Source organism: Methylobacterium sp. WL18 (assembly GCF_008040015.1).
GTDB classification, from domain to species: Bacteria; Pseudomonadota; Alphaproteobacteria; order Rhizobiales; family Beijerinckiaceae; genus Methylobacterium; species Methylobacterium mesophilicum.
The window spans coordinates 1-3,621 of record NZ_VRVD01000479.1; the positions used below are offsets into that span (position 1 = coordinate 1).

Consider the following 3,621-nt stretch of genomic DNA (forward strand, 5'->3'; position numbering starts at 1 on the left):
GCCTACCTCGCCGACGTCATCACCCGCATCGTCGAGGGCCACCCGCAGCGCCATCTCGACGATCTGCTGCCATGGGCCTACCCGGCCATGCCAGCCCTCAGAGCCGTGGCCTGAAAACAGCGCTTACGGCTAAACTAGATCACTGTCGCGCTCAAATGATGCACGGCGCACGTAGTTATCCACGCCCTTGCGCGGAGAGGTTTTCGCTGACTCCTTCGTTGGATGGGTCGAAGCGAACGTTAGCGGCTTAGAGCGCTTAAGGAACGGCCCCGAGCGGGGTTTTCAGCGTTGGTTTGGCATGGCCAGGCCGCTTCTCCCCGAAGATCTCTGGGATGAGATCGCTCCGCTCCTCCCGCCGCCTCGGCCCCGTCCGAAGCGCGGGCGTCGTCTAATTGAGAACCGGGCCGCACTGCCGGGCATCCCTTTCGTGCTGCGCTCGGGCCTGCAGTGGGAGATGCTGCCAGTCGAGATGGGTTGCGGCTCCGGCCCGAGTTGCTGGCGGCGGTTGCGGGATTGGCAAGCGGCGGGCGTGTGGAGCCGCCTGCATCACGTGTTGCAGGAGCGTCTGCCTGCGACTGGTGAGATAGATTGGAGCCGGGCTTGCCTAAACAGCGCATCTGTCCCGGTCATAAAAGGGGGCCTGCCAACGGCCGGAACCCGACGGATCGAGGCAAGCCGGGCACGAAACGCCACCTCGTCATCGACGCGCGCGGCACCCCGCTCGGCTTCTGCCTGAGTGGGGCCAACCGGCACGACAGCATCATGATGACGACTACCCTCGATGTCATCCCGCCTCTGCGGACTGGTCAACGAGGACGACCGCGGCGCCGTCCAGACAAGCTGCACGCTGACAAAGCCTACGATGCCAGACCCCGTCGGCACGAATGCCGGATGCGCGGGATTGTACCGCGCATCGCACGCAGGGGCATCGAGAGTAGCGAGAGACATGGTCGTCACCGTTGGGTGGTCGAGCGCACCCACGCTTGGTTCAACCGCTTCCGTCGATTGCCCATCCGCTACGAACGGCGCGCAGACATCTACAAGGCCTTCACGAGCCTCGCGGCCAGCCTCATCACCCTCAACAGTTCAGACGGTTCTTTTAGGCGCTCTTAGATGTGTTTCATCCATAGCCATTTCTGATCTTTGGTATCTCTGTATTCATCGAACATTACGTCTGAAGCTATGATTTCTGTGCTAAGCAGAGATGATTTCCTAGCAATGATATCAGGGTTAAAATTTATCACTGCAATCGAGTGGCTCTTCAAAAATCGATTGGTAATTTCTTTTTCAATATCGAGCATAGACCTAGTCGCAGTATTGTGAAGTTCAACTAGTATATCAGCGTTCTTTAATCTCGGCGTCAGGTCTATATTTAGTAGATCGATCTCATGGCCTTCAATATCGCATATAACTAATGTTTTATCGGAAATTAATTTTTGAAGATCCTCATTCTTGCAAAATTTACGAATAACAAGATTTTCTACTCCATTTAATGAGGCGAGTCTACGCTGTTGTTCGCGAGAAATTGGATCAACATCGAAAGCGAATACAGTCGAACTTGGGCATTTCCAGGCAAGTCCGATTGAATAGAAGCCTTCTGCGCTACCTACATCTACAATTTCATTATAGCTAGATGCAATTATATCTCGCAAGATTGGGTGAAGCTCAAATTCATAGGTTCCAAGCCACTTTGGTTCGATTGGACCCCACGTTATTTCGTCTATATATCTCAACCCCGCAAATGGACCACTTAGTATTTTGATGTCTCGATTATCGAATAATGATTTTCGACTGCTTGTTTGTCGATCTCTAAATATTTCATAATTGATCTTTCGCCTGATGCGCGCTGCTCGTAATCTCATGAAATCAGGGGCAATTTTATACAATAAATTCCTGACGACATTCTTCATTCTGATCAAATCCCAACTATTGGCAGACCAATTTGATATAGCTACATATCACATGCCGTTGTCAAATTTAGTGTCGAGTTCGACCGCTATGTCGACTAATATGACCGCAAAGGTATGCCCGCTCGGACACCGGGGAAGGCGGGCAAAAGTCCGTCCGCTAGGGTTGCGCCCGCTTTTCGGACGTGTGTTTAAGCGGACGCCAATTCAACGGACAAGCATCCCTCATGCCAACAGTCCTCTATGCCCGCGTGGGCACCGCGGATCAGACCATCGCCCACCAGCGAAAGTAGGCGGGGGTGTCAGGGTTCAAGATCGATGCAGTGGTGGCGGATGAGGGTGTGTCGGGGGTCTCCACCATCCTCGCATAGCGTCCGCAGGGCCGCCGCCTGTTCGACATGCTCCGGGCCGGGGACGTGCTGTTAGTTCGGTGGGTGGATCGCCTGGGCCGCAACTACCAGGACGTGACGGAGACCGTCCGCGAGTTCATGCGCCGCGGCGTCATCGTGCGGACCGTGATCAACGCCATAACCTCCAACGGGGCGACCCGCGACCCGGTGCAGAAGGCCGTCCGGGACGCGTTGATCGGCTTCATGGGCGCGACCGCCTAGGCCCAGGCGGAGGCCACCAAGGAGGCCCAGCGCGCCGGTATCGACCATGCCAAGGGCCAAGGAGGATGCGTATCTCGACCGGAAGCCGTCTTACAGCGCGGCGCAGCTCGCCGACGTGGTCGCCGGCCTCGATCGGGGCGACGCGATTGCCGCTATCGCCAAGGCCACGGGCCTGACCCGGCAGACCGTCTACCAGGTCCGGGACAACCGGGTGGAGGCCGAGGCCGCCCTTGCTCGGTGGGCAGCCTGAGTGAAACCGGTTGCACTCACTTCGGCGGGTCCTGGTTGTCCGGGGGCTCGTGTCTTGGCCGCCGCCTGTGGCGCGGTCCGCTGACAAGGCCGGTGTTAGCGACGATGGCTGTAGCCGCGGCACCAATGATCGCGGCGACGGCGTAGAGGATCTGAGGGTCCGACATCAGGCATCCCGTAACGGTAATGCCAGAGTGTTAACGAGGACACATCACGGCCCGCTTAATGAAAGCGGTACGTTAACCTCTTGGTGGATCGTAAGCGCTGTCCTCAGGCCACAGCTTTGAGGGCTGGCGTTGGCTGGTAAGCCCATGGCAGCAGATCATCGAGGCGCCGCTGCGGGTGCCCCTCGACGATGCGGGTCATGACTTCGGCCAGGTAGGTCTGCGGTTCGACGCCGTTGAGCTTGCAGGTCTCAATCAGCGAGGCGATCACCGCCCAGTGTTCGCCCCCGCCGTCGGATCCGGCAAAGAGCGCATTCTTGCGATTGAGGGCCAGCGGTCGGATCGCCCGCTCGACGGTATTGGAGTCGATCTCGACGCGCCCGTCGTCGAGGAACAGGCTCAGCCCCGCCCAGCGGGTCAGGGCGTAGCGGATCGCCTCGGCCAGGTTGCTCTTGCGGCTCAGGAGATTGAGCTTCCCCCCGCAGCCACGGCTCCAGCGCCTCGACCACCGGCCGGCTTCGTTCCTGACGGGCCGCCCGTCGCTCCTCGGCCGAGCGCCTGTCTGGGATTGCCCCTGTTTGGTGGATACCGAGAACGCTTTCGCGTGAGGTGTTTGTCCAATGCCGAAGAGCCGTCCGCCTTACCCCATCGAGTTCCGCCGACAGATGGTCGAGTTGGCCCGCGCCGGGC

At 58.5% G+C, this 3,621-nt stretch carries 3 protein-coding genes and 2 pseudogenes; 3 read left to right on the forward strand and 2 right to left on the reverse strand.

The genetic code is table 11. The features are described 5' to 3' along the window. Together FV228_RS23290 and FV228_RS23295 are read left to right on the forward strand one after the other, a co-directional pair. A partial coding sequence (locus FV228_RS23290) for a transposase domain-containing protein (RefSeq protein ID WP_147853959.1) occupies positions 1 to 114 on the forward strand: 114 nt, incomplete at its 5' end. A 184-nt stretch (positions 115 to 298) separates the two neighbouring features. Continuing rightward, positions 299 to 1,113 (forward strand): IS5 family transposase gene (locus FV228_RS23295; protein ID WP_147856756.1). Its coding sequence is split into 2 segments (ribosomal slippage): positions 299 to 629 and positions 629 to 1,113, totalling 816 coding nucleotides; the frame shifts between segments, so codons are not numbered across the junction. Here the strand turns inward: FV228_RS23295 and FV228_RS23300 are convergent. Next, on the reverse strand, positions 1,110 to 1,910 hold the full coding sequence (locus FV228_RS23300; RefSeq protein WP_147856757.1) for a hypothetical protein: 801 nt from the start codon (positions 1,908 to 1,910) through the stop codon (positions 1,110 to 1,112). The genes FV228_RS23295 and FV228_RS23300 overlap by 4 nt on opposite strands. Before the next feature lie 224 nt (positions 1,911 to 2,134). Between FV228_RS23300 and FV228_RS23305 the strand changes: the two are divergent. After that, positions 2,135 to 2,768, forward strand: a pseudogene (locus FV228_RS23305) (recombinase family protein). A 269-nt stretch (positions 2,769 to 3,037) separates the two neighbouring features. Here the strand turns inward: FV228_RS23305 and FV228_RS23310 are convergent. After that, positions 3,038 to 3,488 (reverse strand): annotated as a pseudogene (locus tag FV228_RS23310) (transposase); the annotation flags it as partial. Positions 3,489 to 3,621: the final 133 nt, after the last annotated feature.